Origin of the sequence: Thiothrix subterranea, from assembly GCF_016772315.1 — a bacterium.
Taxonomy (GTDB): Bacteria; Pseudomonadota; Gammaproteobacteria; order Thiotrichales; family Thiotrichaceae; genus Thiothrix; species Thiothrix subterranea.
Genome location: NZ_CP053482.1, coordinates 3,548,308 through 3,568,495, shown reverse-complemented (window position 1 = coordinate 3,568,495; position 20,188 = coordinate 3,548,308). Strand labels below are relative to the sequence as shown.

At 51.5% G+C, this 20,188-nt stretch carries 19 protein-coding genes and 1 pseudogene; 8 read left to right on the top strand and 12 right to left on the bottom strand.

Annotated elements, in window-relative coordinates:
• Positions 1-10: 10 nt before the first annotated feature.
• The 12 genes and pseudogenes from tldD to HMY34_RS17560 all read right to left on the bottom strand — a co-directional run bounded on the left by tldD (position 11) and on the right by HMY34_RS17560 (position 13,827).
• The gene (gene tldD, locus HMY34_RS17620; protein WP_202716735.1) at positions 11-1,459 is read right to left on the bottom strand and encodes a metalloprotease TldD; all 1,449 of its coding nucleotides are present in this window, start codon (positions 1,457-1,459) and stop codon (positions 11-13) included.
• Positions 1,456-2,292: a carbon-nitrogen hydrolase family protein gene (locus HMY34_RS17615; RefSeq protein ID WP_202716734.1), complete on the bottom strand. Its 837-nt coding sequence runs from the start codon at positions 2,290-2,292 to the stop codon at positions 1,456-1,458. The genes tldD and HMY34_RS17615 overlap by 4 nt, the downstream gene beginning before the upstream one ends.
• A 40-nt stretch (positions 2,293-2,332) precedes the next feature.
• Positions 2,333-5,860 carry a YhdP family phospholipid transporter gene (locus HMY34_RS17610; protein WP_202716733.1) on the bottom strand — a complete coding sequence of 1,176 codons (3,528 nt, stop codon included), beginning with the start codon at positions 5,858-5,860 and terminating at the stop codon, positions 2,333-2,335.
• Positions 5,847-7,325 (bottom strand): ribonuclease G, encoded by a 1,479-nt coding sequence (gene rng / locus HMY34_RS17605; RefSeq protein WP_202716732.1) that lies wholly within the window; start codon positions 7,323-7,325, stop codon positions 5,847-5,849. Before rng ends, HMY34_RS17610 begins: the two co-directional genes overlap by 14 nt.
• Before the next feature lie 26 nt (positions 7,326-7,351).
• Positions 7,352-7,993 (bottom strand): Maf family protein, encoded by a 642-nt coding sequence (locus HMY34_RS17600; protein WP_202716731.1) that lies wholly within the window; start codon positions 7,991-7,993, stop codon positions 7,352-7,354.
• The gene (gene rlmH, locus HMY34_RS17595; protein WP_202716730.1) at positions 7,994-8,467 is read right to left on the bottom strand and encodes a 23S rRNA (pseudouridine(1915)-N(3))-methyltransferase RlmH; all 474 of its coding nucleotides are present in this window, start codon (positions 8,465-8,467) and stop codon (positions 7,994-7,996) included.
• Positions 8,468-8,836, bottom strand: a complete 369-nt coding sequence (rsfS, locus tag HMY34_RS17590) for a ribosome silencing factor (protein ID WP_202716729.1) — start codon at positions 8,834-8,836, stop codon at positions 8,468-8,470. It lies immediately after the preceding gene.
• Between the two features lie 3 nt (positions 8,837-8,839).
• The gene (gene nadD / locus HMY34_RS17585) at positions 8,840-9,460 is read right to left on the bottom strand and encodes a nicotinate-nucleotide adenylyltransferase (protein WP_202716728.1); all 621 of its coding nucleotides are present in this window, start codon (positions 9,458-9,460) and stop codon (positions 8,840-8,842) included.
• Positions 9,460-9,918 carry a hypothetical protein gene (locus HMY34_RS17580; RefSeq protein ID WP_202716727.1) on the bottom strand — a complete coding sequence of 153 codons (459 nt, stop codon included), beginning with the start codon at positions 9,916-9,918 and terminating at the stop codon, positions 9,460-9,462. The genes nadD and HMY34_RS17580 overlap by 1 nt, the downstream gene beginning before the upstream one ends.
• 32 nt (positions 9,919-9,950) lie before the next feature.
• Positions 9,951-10,999: pseudogene (locus HMY34_RS17575) on the bottom strand (IS630 family transposase).
• Between the two features lie 106 nt (positions 11,000-11,105).
• Entirely contained in the window at positions 11,106-12,572 is a 1,467-nt protein-coding gene (locus tag HMY34_RS17570) for an AAA family ATPase (protein ID WP_228287903.1), read from the bottom strand.
• 16 nt (positions 12,573-12,588) lie between these two features.
• Positions 12,589-13,827, bottom strand: a complete 1,239-nt coding sequence (locus HMY34_RS17560) for a glutamate-5-semialdehyde dehydrogenase (protein ID WP_202719236.1) — start codon at positions 13,825-13,827, stop codon at positions 12,589-12,591.
• A gap of 197 nt (positions 13,828-14,024) precedes the next feature.
• On the opposite strand from HMY34_RS17560, the gene rsxA reads away from it, so the two are divergent.
• The 8 genes from rsxA to HMY34_RS17520 are packed head-to-tail and all read left to right on the top strand — an operon-like array spanning position 14,025 to position 20,182.
• A complete protein-coding gene (gene rsxA / locus HMY34_RS17555; protein WP_093067792.1) occupies positions 14,025-14,606 on the top strand; it encodes an electron transport complex subunit RsxA in 582 nt (193 codons plus the stop codon).
• Positions 14,606-15,205 carry an electron transport complex subunit RsxB gene (gene rsxB / locus HMY34_RS17550; RefSeq protein ID WP_202716726.1) on the top strand — a complete coding sequence of 200 codons (600 nt, stop codon included), beginning with the start codon at positions 14,606-14,608 and terminating at the stop codon, positions 15,203-15,205. The genes rsxA and rsxB overlap by 1 nt, the downstream gene beginning before the upstream one ends.
• On the top strand, positions 15,202-16,770 hold the full coding sequence (rsxC, locus tag HMY34_RS17545) for an electron transport complex subunit RsxC (RefSeq protein WP_202716725.1): 1,569 nt from the start codon (positions 15,202-15,204) through the stop codon (positions 16,768-16,770). The genes rsxB and rsxC overlap by 4 nt, the downstream gene beginning before the upstream one ends.
• On the top strand, positions 16,767-17,801 hold the full coding sequence (gene rsxD / locus HMY34_RS17540) for an electron transport complex subunit RsxD (RefSeq protein ID WP_202716724.1): 1,035 nt from the start codon (positions 16,767-16,769) through the stop codon (positions 17,799-17,801). The genes rsxC and rsxD overlap by 4 nt, the downstream gene beginning before the upstream one ends.
• The gene (gene rsxG, locus HMY34_RS17535) at positions 17,798-18,445 is read left to right on the top strand and encodes an electron transport complex subunit RsxG (protein ID WP_202716723.1); all 648 of its coding nucleotides are present in this window, start codon (positions 17,798-17,800) and stop codon (positions 18,443-18,445) included. The genes rsxD and rsxG overlap by 4 nt, the downstream gene beginning before the upstream one ends.
• A complete protein-coding gene (locus HMY34_RS17530) occupies positions 18,442-19,134 on the top strand; it encodes an electron transport complex subunit E (protein WP_202716722.1) in 693 nt (230 codons plus the stop codon). The genes rsxG and HMY34_RS17530 overlap by 4 nt, the downstream gene beginning before the upstream one ends.
• Positions 19,131-19,763 (top strand): endonuclease III, encoded by a 633-nt coding sequence (gene nth, locus HMY34_RS17525; protein ID WP_202716721.1) that lies wholly within the window; start codon positions 19,131-19,133, stop codon positions 19,761-19,763. The genes HMY34_RS17530 and nth overlap by 4 nt, the downstream gene beginning before the upstream one ends.
• On the top strand, positions 19,763-20,182 hold the full coding sequence (locus HMY34_RS17520; RefSeq protein WP_202716720.1) for a DUF1841 family protein: 420 nt from the start codon (positions 19,763-19,765) through the stop codon (positions 20,180-20,182). The genes nth and HMY34_RS17520 overlap by 1 nt, the downstream gene beginning before the upstream one ends.
• Positions 20,183-20,188 lie beyond the last annotated feature (6 nt).

The window sequence follows — 20,188 nt, the reverse complement described above, 5'->3', positions numbered from 1 at the left end:
GTCATTATCCTTATGCTGTCGCTGTGCCGCCAACGGTTAAACCGTCAACCCGAAGTGTTGGTTGACCCACGCCCACGGGTACGCTTTGCCCGTCTTTACCGCACACGCCGATGCCGGTATCCAGTTGCAAATCATTGCCGATCATGCTGACACGGGTTAAAACATCCGGGCCATTACCAATTAGCGTGGCGTTCTTCAAGGGTTTGCCAATTTTACCGTTTTCGATTTGATACGCTTCCGAGGCGGAAAACACGAATTTCCCCGACGTAATGTCGACTTGCCCGCCAGAGAAATTCACTGCGTAAATGCCTTTCTCCACCGACGCAATGATTTCTGCCGGATCATAGTCGCCCGCCCGCATGTACGTATTGGTCATGCGCGGCATCGGCAAATTGGCGTAAGACTGACGCCGACCATTGCCAGTGGATTGTGTCCCCATCAATGCCGCATTCTGACGGTCAAATAAATACCCTTTGAGAATGCCGTCTTCGATCAGCGTGGTGCATTGCGTTTGCGTGCCTTCATCATCCACGCTTAACGAACCACGGCGTTGTTCCAGCGTGCCGTCATCCACCACGGTAATGCCTTTGGCAGCCACTTGTTCGCCAATCCGCCCTGCAAATGCCGATGTGCCTTTGCGGTTGAAATCGCCTTCCAAACCGTGCCCGATCGCTTCGTGCAATAAGACACCGGGCCAACCATTGCCCAATACCACGGTCATATTGCCCGCTGGCGCGGCTTCCGCATCCAGATTGATCAAAGCTTTGCGCACCGCTTCTTCGGCGTACTCTTGCGCCTTATTGCCACTCACGAAATAATCGAGGTTGAAACGCCCGCCACCGCCTGCCGTCGCACTTTCGGTTTGCCCATTGCGTTCCACAATAACGGAAACATTGGCACGTACTAACGGACGCACATCAGCGGTCATGCGTCCGGTTTCATCCACCACCAAAATGATTTCATGCACGGCTACCATGCTCGCCATGACTTGGCGCACGTAAGGGCTGGTTGCCCGCGCAATGCTGTCAATTTGGCGCAGAAAGCTGATTTTATCGTCTTCGGAAAGCGAATTCAGCGGGTCATCTATCCCGTAAAGCGGGCGTTGCGGGGTACGCACTGTCCACGCATTTACCGCGCCCGATTGCCCCGCACGGCTGATCGCACGCGCAGCTTTGGCAGATTCCAGCAACGCAGGCAGCGTGATTTCGCCGCTGTAGGCAAAGCCGGTTTGCTCACCGCAGACCGAGCGCACGCCCACGCCTTGCTCGATGCTGTAACTGCCGCTTTTGATAATGCCCTCTTCCAAGCCCCAAGATTCATGGCGGGCAGACTGAAAATACAAATCCGCCAGCGTGGTATCTTTGGTTAAAAGCTGGCTAAAGACTTGTTCCAAATGCGCTTCACTCAAACCCGTCGGGGCAAAAAATGCCTCACGAGCAAAATCGTATGCCTGTTTCATGCTATTCCTTGATTAATATTTTGTGTCGGGCAACGGTGGGACAGTACCGGAAAGGTCTTGCGGGTTTGTTGCAATGCATCCAAATCAATGTCAGCCAAAACCACGCCAGCGCCTTTTTCACGCACCCCGCGTACCCGCCCCCAATAGTCCACAATCATGCTGTGACCGTAGGTCGTGCGTCCGCTGACGTGATACCCGCCTTGTCCGGGAGCAACCACGTAACACAGGTTTTCAATCGCCCGCGCCCGCAATAACACTTCCCAGTGCGCCTTGCCCGTCAACTCGGTAAAGGCTGCGGGAACTACTAAAATTTGCGCCCCCTGCTCGGATAAGCGCCGGTACAATTCCGGGAAACGCAAGTCGTAACACACCGACATTCCGACCTTGCCAAACGGCGTATCCACCACCACCGGCGTTTTACCCGGCATGGTTGTGTCGCTCTCGGTATACACTTCCTGATTCTCGCTGAGCATGACATCGAAGAGATGAATTTTGTCGTAACGCGCCACCACCTTGCCTTTGGCATCGTACATGAGCGAGGCGGCATAAGAACGCGCCGGATCATCAGAACGAATCGGAATCGTACCCGCAATAATCCACACGCCGTACTTGCGGGCTTGCTGGCTCAAGAATGCTTGGATCGGCCCTTCTCCGAAGGTTTCCGCGACTTTCACTTTATCGGCATCGGCGACACCCATCATGGCAAAGGTTTCGGGAAGCACTACCATGCCTGCGCCGCGTGCTGCTGCTTCCTTAATCAAGCGTCCTGCTTCCAACAAATTTGCCGGAACATTCGGGCCTGCTGCCATTTGTAGTGCTGCGATTAACGCCATGCTGATTTCCCCTTACTGTGTGCGTGGTGTCATTGTCTGTTCAATGCATCAAAACATCAACATCCGTCTTTTTGAATGGTGCTTTTAATTCGATAATGTCCGGTGCTTCCCATGAACCGGTCACGCGATAGCGCAAGCCATTTGCAGTTTGCACTTGGTGCGCAGCGGATTTTTCTGTCAAGGAATTCAACAGCAACATTGCCGCACCACCACCGATGCCGCCCAAAGCCGCGCCCACCACGGGCAAGGTTGAACGCAAATTTGGTATCACTGTCACCGTATGATTCAGGGTTTTGCGGCTCAAATCGAGGCTGCCTTCAATACCTGCCACCATTGCAGCGGCTTCGATGAGGGTATCGTGGGTTGTCAGCACGCCGTTTTTCAAGCGAAAACTGCCGGTGATAGCATCAAATGCCGCGCCTTTCACCGTCATATCGCGGAAATCCAAGGCCAGTCGATTCGGCAAACGTTGCGCATCCAATAAACCCAATAAGCGCCCTAAACCGGGGTCAACATCGGTCAAACTGCCTTTGCCAAGTTTGGCTTGAATCGCGCCATTCAGATTTGCCAAGGCAAAATTAAACGGCGCACCTTGCCACTGCAACTGCGCGTTGGCAGTTAATGCGCCACCTTGCAAAGCGGGAATTTTGCCCGGTTTCGCCAACAACTTGCCCGGTTCAGCCAGGGTTGCGGTGGCGGTCAATTCGGTGTAGGGAATGCCATCCGCCGCCGTATACCAGCGCCCTTTAGAGGCTGATAACACCATCAGCGGATGCCGAATCTCCAACTGCTCAATCAACAACGCATCGCGGGATTTATTCAAATTGAGACTAACCGACTGAAGCGGAAAATCGCCCTTGCTGCAATCGGTGCACGTAAATCGCATGGAGGGAAAATTTACCGGCGATAAACCGTTACCCGCTGTCGACGCGCCCGTCGGTAACTGCTTACCAAGCTGATCAAGATCAAGGTGTTGCGCATCAATATTCACCCGCCCACTTGCCATTGCCTTGACTGGCAAATGCGCGTTAGCTTGTAAATTATCTGCCCGCAGATGCGCTTTGAGAATGTCACCACCGCTCACGCTAAGCGCTGCGTTGCCTAGCGACTGTTGACCCACGGTCAACTTGCCAACCTTCACATCGGCTTGAAACTCGGTCGGTATTGCAGCGGAGGTTGATCCTGCGCCGCCAAACATTCCCAGCGCCTGCCAATCCAGCACATCGAGTTCTGCCAACTCGCCATCGACTTGAATGCCACTCGCAGGCAATTTAACCGGCTTGTCACCCAAACCGATGCCAATGGCAGTTGCTTGTTTACCCTTGTGTGGCAAACGCGCTTGCACTTTCAAGTGTTTACCCAACTCCACCCGTGCTTGCCAAGGTTTCGCCGAATCAAACGGCAAGTCAACGTCCACGTGTAATTCACGCGCCTCCGCTGCCGTTTTGCCAAACGGGGGTGGTAATGTAATGGTCACACCTTGCAACTGGCTACGCGCCTGCACTTTCAAACTCGTGAGTGTTTTTCCCATGCTGGCATTCCCACCAAAGGCAGGCAGTTCCAAATGCGTATTCACCAATGCCTTGCCACTGAGGTATTGGCGCAAACTGGCAAGGCTTTCTGGGAAAAACACTGCGGGTTGTTGTTGCTGCTGCAAATCGACGTTGATAATGCCTTGGGTTTTATCAGTACGTGCTGACAATTTGAGCGGTTGCTCGCGGTATTGCCCACTTGCCTCGTTTGCAGCCACGCCATGCTGATCAAAATGCACCTGCCCGTGCAAGTCGGTAAAGATTTGCGCATACGCCGGAATCGCAAAGCGGTTGCCCTGCAAACTCACCACGCCATCCACCGCTACGCCTTGTTGTTCCAGTGTCGCTTGCCTCAAGGGTACATCCAATTTCAGGTGCAATGCCGACTTACCGGAAAACTCAGCAACTTGCATAAAATCCCGCAAACTGCGCCCAATCGGGGCATCGCGCAAATAATTCATGTGCGCTTGCAAATCCCCTTGTGTCTTCAAATCAAGCAACAAGTGCGTATCGGGGGTATGCATATTGGGAATCGCCACCGTGCCGCCCGTCACCGCCAAATCCATAATCCGAGCGCTGTGCACCGTCGCATTCATATCCGCATTGTGAAAATGCAGCTCACCGTTCACGGCATTAGCGACCGGCCATTCCGGTAAATATGCCAATACACCTTGTTCAATATCGAAACGAATATCGAATAGCCCAGCATTCTGTTGAAATGGAAAATCCGCCGGATTGCCGCGCAATACAAATTCACCCTTCGGTACGTAGCCTTTCACAATCGCCGTTTTTAACCACTTTTCGGTGTTATCGGGAATAATCGCGGGGATGTAATCGCGCACATTATCCACGGTACGGCGCGTCGCGAAGGCCATATTAAGGTCAATAGCCGGGGCTTGATGCGTCGGTAGCGCCAACGTTCCTGTGCCTTGCAGGGTAAGATCGGGGTTTTCCGCTTGTAGGTGAGTGAGTTGCCAATGCCAGCCATCCGCTTTGACTTGCCAGTTCAGATCCGCTGCCAAGCTATCCACCTGCAAGGTTTTTTCAAACCACAGCGGGTAACTTAACGGGCTATCGTTGAGCTTAACCTTGACGCTACCGCCTTCGTTAGCCGCTGCAAATGTCGCATTCACGCCTTGTAGTGCGGGAGTCTGCGCATTACCTGCCCACCCCAAATGCTGAATTTCACCCTCGCCACGGATGTGCAGGGGCTTGCCTGCGGCGGCTGTAATCGTGGCATCGAGCTTCAAACCACCGGCATTCACCCCGTAGTGTTGCAGCTCCGGCGACGGCAAAGCCGCGAGGTTAAAAATCCGAGTACGAGTATGGAGCGTGCCGTCCCATTGCGGTTTGCCTGCCGCGTTCGTGACTTGGTGCAATACCGCGTCGACGCCCAAGGTTTCCCCAATCGCGGGGGGAAATAAGGCATCCGCTTGCAAGGTGATTTCATTCGGCAAAATTTCACCCATGAATTGCAAATCACTCAAAGTCAGGGTGCGGTGGTTGGTGACATCCATCCAATGCACAAAGCCACTGTTGATGCTGATGCGAATCGGTGATTGGCGCTCAATATTCAGCGCGGTATTTTTCTGCCCCGGCAAGGGAAAACGCAAGCCCTGTACTTCTGGCAACGCATTGGCTTCTTGGCGCAGGATAAACTCCACCCCTTCGAGCACAATATCTGCCGGTTGCAAGCGCAAGGTGCGCAAGCTTTCGCGCCAGTCTACCGTCAGGCTCAGTTGGCGGATTTGGATAGGAGATTGCCCGGAAGCATCGTCAGTGAGTTGCAAATTTTCCAACACCCAGCGCAATTCCTCGCTGTCGTGGTCGACACGAATTTGCCCAATGCTGATCGGATTGCCAACAAAGCTCGACAACTCTTGTTCCAGTATGCCTTTGTAGTCATCGACCATTGGCAACCACAAATGCGCCAGCCCCACCAGCGCAACCAGAAAAATCGCCCAATGGAACAAGAAAGTGAGTAGCAGGTAGGTGAGGCGTAATACAAAACCGCCCTGCCTCCTAGAGAAGTACAACGTCGAAGTGCTCCTGCGTGTAAAGTGCTTCCACCTGTAAGCGGATCGGAATCCCCACGAATTGCTGCAATTCGGCCAGACTGTCGGATTCTTCATCCAGCAACAAATCCACGGTTTCCTGCGACGCTAATACCAGTAATTCGCGTGCATCAAATTGACGTACTGCCCGCAAAATTTCGCGGAAGATTTCGTAACACACCGTTTCCGCGCTTTTGATAAAACCGTTGCCATTGCAACAAGGACAAGGCTGGCACAGCACATGTTCCAAGCTTTCGCGGGTACGTTTGCGGGTCATCTCCACCAAACCCAACGGCGACACATCGCAGACGTAAGTTTTGGCGTAATCGCGTTCCAACGATTTTTCCAGCAACTTCAACACCTGTTGGCGGTGGTCGTGTTGCAGCATGTCGATGAAATCAATAATGATAATGCCGCCCAAATTGCGCAGGCGTAGCTGGCGGGCAATGGTTTGCGCCGCTTCCAGATTGGTGCGAAAAATGGTTTCTTCGAGATTGCGGCTGCCAACAAAGCCGCCGGTATTCACGTCAATCGTGGTCATCGCCTCGGTTTGATCAATGATCAAATAACCACCAGATTTGAGCGGCACTTTACGCTGCAAGGCTTTTTGGATTTCTTCTTCCACGCCGTGCAAGTCAAAAATCGGGCGTTCGCCGGGGTAATGCTCAATGACATTGGCTAAATCGGGAATGTATTTCTGGCTAAATTCAATGACTTTGGTAGCAGTTTCGCGGGAATCTATCTGCACTTTGCTAATTTTTTCCCCCACCATGTCGCGCAATACTCGCAGCACCAAAGGTAAATCCGAATACACCAAGGTTGGCGCGGGCGACTCAACCGACGACTTGGAAATACTGCTCCAGAGTTTGCACAAAAACTTCATATCACGGCGCAAATCGTCTTCACTGATCCCTTCGGCAGCAGTACGCACGATGAAACCTTGCTCACTGCCAAATTCAATGCGTAACTGTTCGATCGTTGCCCGCAGGCGTTCGCGTTCTGCGCCCTCTTCAATCTTGCCCGAAACACCGACATTGTTGTTATCCGGCATCAGCACCAAAAAGCGCGAGGGAATGGTGACGTGTGTGGTCAAACGCGCCCCCTTAGTGCCGAGCGGATCTTTAATGACTTGCACCAACAGCTTTTTGCCCTCGTAAAGCAATTCGCTAATTTGCAGGGTCGGGCGTGGAATAGCATTGCCTTGAAATTCTTCCAGCGAAGGGTGCGTGAGGTCAGAAGCGTGCAAAAATGCCGATTTTTCCAAACCAATGTCGATAAAAGCCGCTTCCATCCCCGGTAGTACGCGGCTGACTTTGCCTTTGTAAATATTGCCGACAATGCCTTTGCGGGTGGTGCGTTCAATCAGCACCTCTTGCAAACAGCCATTTTCGAGCAAGGCAACCCGTGATTCTTGCGGGGTAACATTGATTAGGAGTTCTGCGCTCATGAGTCTGCCTGTGGTAGTAATGATTTTTATAAGGTATTAATGCCTGCCGTTGCCAGCAGTTGCGCCGTTTCAAACAGCGGCAAACCCATGACCCCAGAGTAAGAACCTTCGAGCTTTTCGATAAAAACTGCGCCAATCCCTTGAATCGCATACGCCCCGGCTTTGTCGTGTGGTTCACCACTTGCCCAGTATGCCAGAATTTCGGAATCTGTGATGGTACGGAACTTAACCAAGTTGTGGCTTAGCGCTACTTGTGTGCCGGTCGCAGTGGTTAACGCCACCGCCGTGAGAATTTCGTGCGTTTGCCCCGACATTTGCCGCAGCATGTGTTGCGCGTGGGCGAAATCGCGGGGCTTTACCAGCAATTCACCATTGAGAATGCCTAGCGTGTCTGCACCCAAAACAGGGGAAGAGGGCGACCGCCGGTCGCCCCTACGCAAATCATCGGTAGGGGCGACCGGCGGTCGCCCTCTTCCTTCCTGCTTAGCATTCCAAACCGTTTCTGCTTTGAGGATAGCTAAACGTTTTACCAACGCTGCTGCTGATTCCCCCAACAATGGCGTTTCATCCACATCCGCTGTTTGCACCACAAAGTGAATGCCAATTTGCGCCAGCAATTCGCAACGACGGGGTGAGGCAGACGCTAGAATAAGCTGTGGTGCGTGCATTTAATCCCCGCGATGGTAAGGGTGGTTAGTCAAAATACTCCAAGCACGAAACAATTGTTCCGCCACCACAATCCGCACCAGCGGATGCGGAAACGTTAGCGGCGACAGCGACCAGCTTTGCTCCGCGCGTTGCAAGCACGCGGGCGACAACCCTTCAGGGCCGCCGACCAGTAAGCTGACATCGCGACCGGACATCATCCAGCTATCGAGTTGCTGGGCAAGCTGTTCGGTTGACCAAGGCTTGCCTTTTACATCGAGCGTGATCACGAGATTGCCGTCGGGAATCGCTGCCAGCAACTTTTCACCTTCACTCTGCCGAATGCGGTTCAAATCGCTGTTTTTGGTGCGTTTCTCAGCGGCAATTTCGCGGATCAACAATTGACATTGCGGCGGCATTCGCCCCGCGTATTCTTCCGTGCCAGTATTGACCCAGCCCGGCATTTTCGTGCCAATGGCTAATAAATGAATGCGCACTTAGTCCGGCGTCCCCAGCATACTAGGACGCGATTGTGGAAGACCTTCACCGACTTCCCAGAGCTTTTCCAGATTGTAGTAGTCGCGGGTGCTGGCCAGCATGACGTGTAGGATAATGTCATTTAGGTCAAGCAATACCCAGTCGGATTGCGCGTCGCCTTCAATACCCAATGGCTGCACACCGGCTTCTTTCACCGCCAGTTCAACCGCATCCGCAAGGGATTTGACGTGACGGTTGGAGTTGCCTGTCACGATTACCATCATATCGGTGATGGACGATTTGCCACGCACATCAATCGTCTTGATGTCTTGACCTTTCATATCGTCCAGTGTGGTCACTACTAATTGCTTAAGTGTTTCGAGTTCCATTAATTATTCACAGTAAAGTTGATGTCGTTGAATATAATCCAGAACGCTGTCTGGTAGTAAATATCGGGGGCTTTTACCCTGTTTCAATAGCATACGCAGATGGGTGGCAGAAATATCGAGAGCGGTAACGCTTAAGAGGTAAATCCTGCCTGCGGGTGTGGCGCGTAAATCATCGGGGTTTGTGCTGAGGAAAGGTTCATACCAACCGTTAGGGGGCAGACTATACCTTGGACGGTGCACCACGACCAGATGCGCGAGTGCTAAAATTTCATCCCAACGGTGCCAACGCTCAAAATGCAGGAAGGCATCGAAGCCCAACGTGAACAGCAGCGGGCGTTCGTTACCGACTTCAGCGCGGAAGGTTTGCAGCGTGTCGAAGCTGTAGGAATGCCCCTCGCGGCGAAGTTCACGGTCATCGGCGTGTAAACGCGGTTCGGTGGCAATCGCGGCTTGCAGCATTGCCAATCGTTGCTCTGGCCTGGCAATGGGTTGCGGGCGGTGCGGTGGTTGCTTGCCCGGAATTAAGCGCATGTCGCTAATGCCGAAGTGTTCCGCAACTTCAAGCGCCGTGCGTAAGTGCGCGTGGTGGATGGGGTCGAAGGTGCCGCCGAGGATGCCGATCACTAAGCAGCACCTTGCTTACTGTCCAAATAAGGACGATAGTGGCATCGCTGTAAATCGCTATCAAGTGACCATACAAAAATTTCGCTCATCGAGAAACGACCGCAACATTTATCGAACTCTTTGATGATGGTTAAATCACCCAGGCTTGTACCCTCATTAGGTTTATCTGATGATTTATTCTCTCCAGCTCTCTGAGGAAAATCCTCTAACCATAATAAAATCTCTTGTTCTGTCGGTATTTCAGCAGGCGACCATGGAGCAGAACCGTCAAAAGCAGCTTTCACTTCAGTAATAAAACGCTGAGCTGTTGCACGACGTATCCGACCATCACCATTTTGAGAAATATGATTACCTGTTTCAAAAATTGTTGCTATCGGTAGAATAAATTTACATCCAAGTTCTGCGTACTCTCGATAGGCTTGGATAACCTTAGCTTTATCCTGATTACGCCCCGGCACATTAAGTAAATTCGTAAATACACTAGTATACCTCACAGCGCCAAGACTTGAACATTTTTAAAGGTTTGAAAGTTTGTTGTCATCAACTGTGCCAGTTCTTTCTTGTGATCAGTATCCAGCTTGTCGAGACAGTTGGTGATGGCCGACTTGAAAGCGGGAAACTTATCATAGTACTTCGAGTACAAGCATTTTTTCTTGACGAACTTCCACAACCGTTCAATCAGATTGAGGTTGGGTGAATAGGTCGGTAAAAACAATAGTTCAATATTGAGCCTTTTCGCACAGGCAAACACGGCTTCACAGCGTTGATACTTGGCATTATCCAAGACCAACGTGATCGGTATTTTGAGTGCTAACGCTGCAATTTTTTCCAATAATTCACACACGCTGCCAGCGTTGATATAGGTATCGTTAGTGAGGGTGATCAGTTGCAGTGTTATCACATTGAGTGCGCCCAATACGTTGTAACGTTGTCGACCACAGGGCGCTTTGATGAATACGCGGGAAAATGACCACAAAAATCCCAGAAACGGTGCTAAAACGAAGTGGGCGGCATCGACAAAAAAAGGGCGCGTTTACCTTCTTGAGCCTCTTGAATGCGCGGTTTAAGTTCATTTTCCAAGAACTTTTCTTGTGCTTCCACATCAGCTTTGGCGGGTATCATCCCCACTTTACGGATGTCCATCCCTATTTTCTTCATAAAGATACGTACCCTGTCCTCGCTGCGTTTGATGCCTGTCAGCTCCTCAATCTTGGCGGCTGCTGCCTTGCTGGTCGCGGGTGGATATTCACGAAAATAGGTCTCAATCTTGTCTTTATATGCCATCAAATCACTCTTTGGTTTATTGAAGCGTATTTCTTTAAGAGCTTCTAAACCGTTAGGTTGTTGGTAGGCGTTTAGGTAGGCAAGCAGCGTGGCTTCTGTAATCCTTTCCAATCGTTTGATTTCCTTATGCGTCAACTGTTGGGATTTCAGGTACAGCACGGACATTTTCTTACGGACTCTGGGATGAGGGTGGCGCTCCTTCCAGTAGAACAGCTCCGCTACCTCATCATCAGTGAAGGTGATTTTTAATGTCATACATTACTCATAGTTGCCTTTATTGACCGTCAGTTAACCATATTTACTTGATTACTAGAAAGCCATTTTATGGCACTGATTGGTATATCAATTAAGCAGATACTGCTCATAGCACATCATCTCCTTGCAAATGTGCCAACCAATCAAGTGCTTTTTGTTTCTTTGCTTCTGGCGTTGTTGGACATTTTACAAAGCGATCAACAATACCATGTGTTACCAAATCACCTAAAGTGCCCCTTACTACTAATTCAACGTAGTCTGGCAAGTCACTTAGTCGAACTAAACGGCTATCCCCTTCCTGTGGATCACGATAACAAAACACCACATCGCCTAAGGCATCGTCAGGCAAAGCATCCATCAATGCGGGATTATGCGTGGTGAGTAATAAACGGATATTGCGGCGTTTAGCCTCATTTTGCATGGTTTCCAGCAAATGATGAGCACGGGAAGGATGCACACCGTTATCAACCTCCTCCAACACCACTGTAGAACCCTTAGGCGCAGATAACACAGCCGCCGCAATAGCTAACACTCGCAACGTACCATCGGACAACAATTCGACAGGGCACGCCCTCTCTTTTCCACCAAAATTTTCAATCAACTCCAAAGCGACTCGCCCACGCCGATCTTCAAAGAACTGTATATTTTTGACATCTTGTTCCGGTAAGCTTTTGATAAACTCGATTATACCTTCACGTAGCGGCTCTTGCTGCCAAAGATGATAAAGAACACCTGAAAGATTGGAACAATTGACGCGCAAATTCTTTTCTGGGTAACTATCACACCGCATTAGACTAGGAACAGGATCAAGAAAAAGTGTATTTTCCAAGAAATGTTGAAAACGTTTAATGGTTAAAGGAATTTCCCGTTTTGACCTATCATGCTCATGCGCAAATGTTGCTGGACTTTCTAATTGACACATAATTGCTATCTGATCTATACAAGCCACATGGGGCTTATGTTCTCCATGCTTAAAGTTATTATAGGCAACACGAATGTCATCGCTTAAACCTTCGGATGGTTTTTCTATCCAATAGAGGGGAAATTTTTCTGCACCATCTGAGCGTGGCAATATTTGCTCTTGGACAATATGTAAATCATCATCACGAGCTTCTAATGTAATTTCAAATTTCTCCCATATCAACGGCAACCCATCCAAGAACTCAGGATTTTCATTTTTCGACTTGAATTCGTTAAGCTTACCAAAAATACCTAGAGCAGGACCGGCAACAGCAGCACCGACACCGACAACAACAGCACCCGCAACAGCACCCGCAAGAGCACCCACCAATCCCATATGATTAGCTTGCAAAGTGCATCCCAAACTAAATTTCTTAGAATCTAAATATCCCAAATCCTTGATTTGACCCCGTAGAATTTGGTCTGAATCATCTAAGTGCTGCTGAATAACAGATAGCTTCTGCCCACCACTAAGCCAACTCAAGAAACGGAAAGCTTCAATCGCATTACTTTTGCCAGAAGCATTCGCGCCGATCATCAGCGTGAGCGACGCGAGCGGCAATGCTTGATCACGGTAGCTTTTGAAATTTTTCAATACAATCTGTTTCAGCATTGCCTAATCCTCCTCATCAAACCCGAATATGCCCATCCCCCAACACCACATACTTCTGCGACGTCAACCCTTCCAACCCCACCGGCCCACGCGCATGAATCTTATCGGTACTAATCCCAATCTCCGCCCCCAACCCGTATTCAAAACCATCGGCAAAGCGCGTCGACACATTCACCATCACCGAACTCGAATCCACTTGCCGCAAGAATGCCCGCGCCCGCGTGTAATTCTCGGTAATAATTGCATCGGTATGTTGCGACCCATAAGTATTAATGTGCGTAATCGCCTCCGCCATATCAGCCACCACTTTAATGGACAAAATCGGTGCCAGGTATTCCGTCCCCCAATCTTCTTCGGTCGCCGCCACACACGCAGGCAACAGCGCTCGCGTCTGCTCACAACCGCGCAATTCCACACCCTTAGCCGCGTATTCTTCCGCCAACACCGGCAACACTTGCGCCGCCACACCTTCCGCTACCAGCAAGGTTTCCATCGCATTGCACACGCCGTAACGGTGCGTCTTGGCATTCACCGCGACTTTAACCGCTTTCTCAAGATCGGCTTGATCATCAATGTACACATGACAAATCCCATCCAAGTGCTTGATTACCGGAATGCGCGATTCAGCACTCACCCGCTCAATCAAACCCTTACCACCACGCGGCACAATCACATCGACGTATTGCGCCATACGCAGCAATTCGCCCACCGCAGCCCGATCCGTGGTTTCCACCACTTGCACACACGCCGCTGGCAAACCGACCGCTTCCAAGCCTGCCCGTACACACGCCGCAATCGCCTGATTGGAATGAATCGCCTCCGACCCACCGCGCAAAATCGTGGCATTGCCAGACTTCAAACACAACGCTGCCGCATCCACCGTCACATTCGGGCGCGATTCGTAAATAATACCCACCACGCCCAACGGTACACGCATTTTGCCCACCTGAATCCCCGACGGACGGTAGCTCAAATCGGTAATCGTGCCAATCGGGTCAGCCAGCGTCGCCACTTGGCGCACGCCTTCCGCCATGCCTGCAATCGTTTTATCGGTCAGCGTTAAGCGATCCAGCATCGCCGCATCCAGCCCTTTATCGCGCCCTGCCGCCAAATCTTTGGCATTTTCAGCCTTCAGCCAGTCCGCACGTTCCAACATCACTTCTGCAATACGCAGCAATGCATTGTTTTTAGTGCTAGTCTCAGTGTTCGCAAGGATCTGAGCAGCCTGCTTTGCTTGCTGACCAACGCCTTGCATGTAAGTGGTAATCGTCGTATTAGTGTCCAAATCAAAGTCCTCACGGTATGCAATGTGTCGATATTATCACGAAAATAGCGCTACGATCTTTCTGACAATTATCATAGGCAGCCGCTTTGCTGTAGGTTATAACTCGCTAATATGGCAAAATGCGCCGCTCAGTTATTCACTGGAAACCATTCCCAAAGCCTGAATTTATGACAGATTACTTACTTATTATTGTTGGTACGGTGTGGGTCAATAACTTTGTCCTGTCACACTTCTTGGGATTATGCCCATTCATGGGGGTTTCCAGAAAGCTGGAAACCGCGATGGGCATGGGTTTGGCAACTACGTTTGTGCTGACGCTCTCGTCGATTGCCAGTTATCTGGTGAACAATTACCTGCTAGAACCGTTCCACTTGGAATATTTGCGCACCATCAGCTTTATTCTGGTGATTGCCGCGATTGTGGGCTTTACCGAAATGGTGATTCGCAAAAGCAGCCCGGTGTTGTACAACGTATTGGGGATTTATCTGCCTTTGATTACCACCAATTGCGCCGTGTTGGGGGTGGCATTATTGAATGTGCAGGAAACTCACGATTTCATTGAATCCGCGCTGTACGGCATGGGCGCGGCACTGGGTTTCACCTTGGTCTTGGTGCTGTTTGCGGGTATTCGTGAACGCCTTGCCGTTGCGGATGTGCCGGAAACCTTCCAAGGCAACGCGATTGGTTTGATTACCGCTGGGCTAATGGCGCTGGCATTCATGGGCTTTTCTGGATTGGTGAAACACTGATGTTGGCAGCCATTCTTATCATTAGCGGGCTGGCAGCCGTTTTCGGTTTGCTGCTGGGTTACGCCGCGATTCGTTACAAAGTCGAAGGCGACCCGATTGCGGACAAAGTGGATGCGATTCTGCCGCAAACCCAATGCGGGCAATGCGGTTTCCCCGGTTGCCGCCCTTACGCCGAAGCCATCGCCAAAGGTGAAGCCGACATCAACCATTGCCCACCCGGTGGTGAAGCCACGATTAAAGCCCTCGCCGAATTGCTGGGTGTGGAAGCCAAACCGCTCAACGATGAAAACGGCGAACATTCCAGCGTGCCATTGGTCGCCGTCATCGACGAAAATACCTGCATCGGCTGCACCTTGTGCATTCAAGCCTGCCCGGTGGATGCGATTGTCGGCGCGGCAAAACACATGCACACCATTATTGAAAGCGAATGCACCGGCTGCAAACTGTGCCTGCCGCCGTGTCCGGTGGATTGCATCGCGATGGTTCCCGTCAAGGTCGAACCTGCCTCTTGGAAATGGCCGTATCCGGTTTACACGCTCACCCAACAATCATCCCCTTCCAATGATGCCAACGCGCAAGCGCCAAAGGTGGCTTCATGATACAAATCTTACACAAACTCTGGCGTAATCACGGCGGGCTGCATCTGGATTACCACAAGGAAGATTCCAACGCTGCCCCAGTGCGGCATCTGCCAATGGCTGAGGAGTTAATCATTCCCCTCCAGCAACACAGCGGTTACAAGCCCACGCTCACGGTCAAAGCAGGTGATTATGTTTACAAAGGGCAAGAAATTGCCTCGCACACCGGTTTTATGAAAGTGCCGGTACACGCCAGCACTTCCGGCACGATTACCGCGATTGCAGAACGCCCGATTGCCCACCCTTCCGGCTTGAGTGATGTGTGCATCATCCTCAAGCCCGACGGCAAAGACGACTGGGGCAATGCGCGAATGCCCACTTACTCCAACCCCAGCCAAGTCGACGGTGAAATCTTACGCCAGCGCATTTGCGCTGCGGGAATTGTTGGCATGGGCGGCGCGGTATTCCCTGCCGCCATCAAACTCAATGTGCATGACAATATTCCCATCGAAGCCTTGGTCATCAACGGCGCGGAATGCGAACCGTACATTACCTGCGACGACCGGCTGATGCGTGAAAAGCCCGTAGAAATCTTACGCGGCGTGCAAATCATGATGCACATTATCGCCACCCAACGCTGCCTGATCGGGATTGAAGACAATAAACCGGAAGCGATTGCTGCCATGCAAGCCGCGCGTGAGGAACTCGGTGAGCAACGCATTGCGATTATCCCCATCCCCACGCTTTACCCCAGCGGCAGCGAAAAGCAGCTCATCAAAATTCTCACCGGTAAAGAAGTCCCCAGCGGCGGCAGACCATCCACGATTGGCATTGTTTGCCACAACCCCGCCACCGCCCGTGCCATTTACCGCGCTGTGGTCTTGGGTGAACCGCTGATTGACCGTTACCTCACCATCACCGGCAAAGGTGTGGCGCAACCTTGCAATGTCGAAGTCCCGTTAGGTACACCGATTCAACACCTGATTGCGCACAGCGGTGGTTACACGCCAGCGGCAAAGCGTTTGGCAATGGGCGGCCCGATGATGGGTATTTCCTTGCACAGCGACCAAATCCCTGTCGTCAAAGCCACCAACTGCATCTTGGTCAGCGACATTCCTGAGAGCGAACAACAACCTGCCCTGCCCTGTATCCGCTGCGGACGCTGCGCCGAAGCCTGCCCCGCCAATTTACTGCCACAACAGCTTTACTGGCACAGCCGCGCCCGCGATTTCGACAAAGCCGAGCAATACCACTTGTTTGATTGCATCGAATGCGGTTGCTGTGCCTACGTTTGCCCCAGCCACATTCGCTTGGTGGATTATTACCGCTTTGCCAAAGCCGAAATTCGCACCCAACGCGACGCTAAAACCAAGGCAAACATTGCCCGCGAACGCCACGATTTCCATCAGGAACGCCTCGAACGCGCCAAACGTGAAAAAGCCGAAAAGTTGGCAAAGCACAAAGAACAAGCGCAAACCAACACCGATGACGGCAAAAAAGCCGCTATCCAAGCCGCACTGGAACGCGCTAAAGCCAAAAAAGCGGAAGCCGCAGCCCAAGCCACTACTGGGGAAACCACGGAATGATTTTCAGCAAACGCACGTCCCCTTACGTGAGCGGTAAACAAGATGTCAGCAGCATAATGCGCCAAGTGCTGTACGCCCTGATTCCCGGTACAGCCGTACTGATCTGGTATTTTGGCTGGGGAATGCTCAGTAATATCGTGCTGGCTATTGTCTTGGCGGAGTTGCTGGAATGGGGCATGTTGAAATTGCGCCAACGCCCGGTACGCCCGTTTCTGAGCGATTACAGTGCAGTGGTCACGGCGTGGTTGTTAGCGGTGGCAATGCCTGCGTTTTCGCCTTGGTGGTTGATTGCGATTGCGATGATTTTTGCGATTGTGATTGCTAAGCATTTGTATGGTGGGCTGGGTTACAACCCGTTCAACCCCGCGATGATTGGTTATGCTGCCGTGTTGGTCTCCTACCCGGTGCAAATGACGATTTGGCCTGCGCCAGTGGATTTCAGCTTTGCGCAGATTGGTTTAGGGCAAACCTTGCAACACGTGTTTGCCGGTAGCATCCAAGGCTGGGATGCACTGAGTGCGGCTACCCCGCTCGATGCGGTCAAAGTCAGCCTGAGTTTGAATAAACCGCTGAGCGAGATTTACGCCACGGGACAATTTGGTCTATTGGCAGGGCAAGCGTGGGAGTGGGTCAGTTTGGCATGGCTCCTCGGCGGCTTGTGGTTGCTGTGGCAACGCATTATCGGCTGGCAAATTCCGGTAGCATTGCTGGGAACATTGGCGCTGATGGCGAGCGTGTTCTGGCTGATTGACCCGCAAGCGTATGCATCGCCGCTGTTTCATTTGTTTAGCGGGGCAGCGATGTTGGGGGCATTTTTCATTGCTACTGACCCCGTATCCGCCAGCACTACGCCCACCGGCAAACTGTTTTACGCCGGGGGAATTGGGCTATTTACCTACATTATTCGTACTTGGGGCGGATACCCCGATGCTATCGCCTTTTCGGTGATTATTATGAATATGGCAGTGCCGTTGATTGATTACTACACCCAACCACGTGTGTATGGCACTAAACAGGGGCAACGGGGATGAGCGATAACTTGCTGAAAGAAATTATCAAACCAGGCGCACTTCTTGCCGGATTTGCCTTGTTGGGAACCATCGCCCTAGCCTTTATCTACAACTTGACGTTGCCGCAAGTGGAAGCCAACGAACGCGCCGCCACCTTGAAGCAACTGAATGTGCTGGTGGATAGCCAAACCTATGACAACGATTTGCTGGCAAGCAAACAGACATTGCCTGCCGCAGACTTCGGTAGTGCCGAAGACGTAACCGTGTACCGTGCCAGCAAACAAGGTTTGCCCGTGGCGGCGTTATTCATTGTCAGTGCGCCGGATGGTTACAGCGGCAAAATTCGCCTCGCTGTCGGTATCCGTGCAGATCAAACACTGGCTGGGGTGCGTGTCTTGGCGCACAAAGAAACACCGGGGTTGGGCGACAAAATCGACGCTGACAAACACCCGTGGATTTTGAGTTTTGCTGATAAATCCCTGCAAAACCCGACTGCCGCAGGCTGGGCAGTGCGCAAAGACGGCGGCGAATTTGACCAATTTACCGGTGCAACCATTACTCCCCGTGCGGTCGTTAACGCCACCAAACGCACGCTGGATTGGTCAGCGCAACATTTTGCTACGCTGTTCACTGCCATCCCAACTTCAGCAGGAGTTCAACCATGAACGCGACTTACCGCGAATTAACGCTGGCAGGCTTGTGGAAAAACAACCCCGGCTTGGTGCAATTACTGGGCTTATGCCCGCTGATGGCCGTCACTACCAACGTAGTCAACGGCTTGGGGCTTGGGCTGGCAACCTTGCTGGCATTGGTGGCATCAAATTTGGCAATTTCCTTGGTACGCGATTTCATCCGCGAAGAAATTCGTATCCCCGCCTTTGTGTTGATCATTGCGGGCAATGTGACCCTGATTGAAATGCTGATTCGGGCATATTTCCACGACCTTTACAATATTCTCGGCATTTTCATTCCGCTGATTGTGACCAACTGCATTGTGATCGGGCGTTCGGAAGCCTATGCCTCCAAAAATCCGCCGCTACACGCGGGCTATGACAGCCTGATGATGGGCATCGGCTTCATGCTGGTACTGATGGTATTGGGCGGAATGCGTGAACTGGTCGGCAATGGAACATTATTTGCACAAGCCCACCTCATGTTTGGCGAAGCCGCACGTGGCTTGACCCTGACCCTAGGGGATGATTTCAAAGGTTTATTACTGGCTGCCCTGCCCCCCGGTGCATTTATTGGTTTGGGTTTTTTAGTGGCGCTAAAAAATTACATCGACAAACGCATGGCGCAAACGGCTAAATCCGCTAAAACCATGCCCATTAATAATCTCGGTGAAACCGCATGAATAAAGCCAAGCGGGAGGAAATCTTCCGCCGCCTGCGCGATGCGAATCCCAACCCTACCACTGAATTGATTTATAACAGCACATTTGAATTATTGATTGCGGTAATTCTTTCGGCGCAAGCCACCGATAAAGGCGTGAATAAAGCCACCGCGCATTTATTCCCCGTTGCGAATACCCCAGAAACGCTATATGCGCTCGGTGTAGACGGTTTAAAAGATTACATTAAAACCATTGGCTTATTTAACAGCAAAGCCAACAACATTATTGAAACCTGCCGTTTGCTGATTGAAAAACACGCTTCAACCGTGCCGCAAGATCGCGCCGCCTTAGAAGCCTTACCCGGTGTTGGGCGTAAAACCGCAAATGTGATTTTGAATACCGCGTTTCATCAACCGACGATGGCAGTGGATACGCACATTTTTCGCGTCGCCAATCGCACCGGTATTGCCCCCGGTAAAAACGTACTGGCGGTTGAAAAAGGTTTGCTCAAACACATCCCTAAAGACTACTTGCTGGATGCGCACCATTGGCTAATTTTGCACGGGCGCTACACCTGTGTGGCACGTAGCCCCAAATGCGGGCAATGCCTGATTGCTGACTTGTGTGATTTCAAGGAGAAAACCGTCTAATGTTTGGCAATGACCGCGATGCCATGCGCCGCTATTACGCGCAATGCTGGCAGAAATTTCAACAAAAACAGCCCTTAGATGCGTTAGAAACCCAAATCGCCAGCGTGATTGCAGAACACCCCGAATACCATCATGTTCTTGCCGCGACCGATAGCGCGATACAACGCGACTACCTGCCCGACAATGGCGAAACCAACCCGTTCCTGCACATGGGTTTACACCTTGGGATTCGCGAACAGGTCGCCACTGACCGCCCGACTGGAATTCGCGAACTTTACCGGCAATTGGTGATCAAATACGGCAATAACACGGCGGAACACCGCATGATGGATTGTTTGGCAGAAAGCATCTGGCTGGCACAACGCCACCAAACCATCCCGGATGAAGCCGCCTATCTTGAGTGCTTAAAGAAACAATGAGGTAAA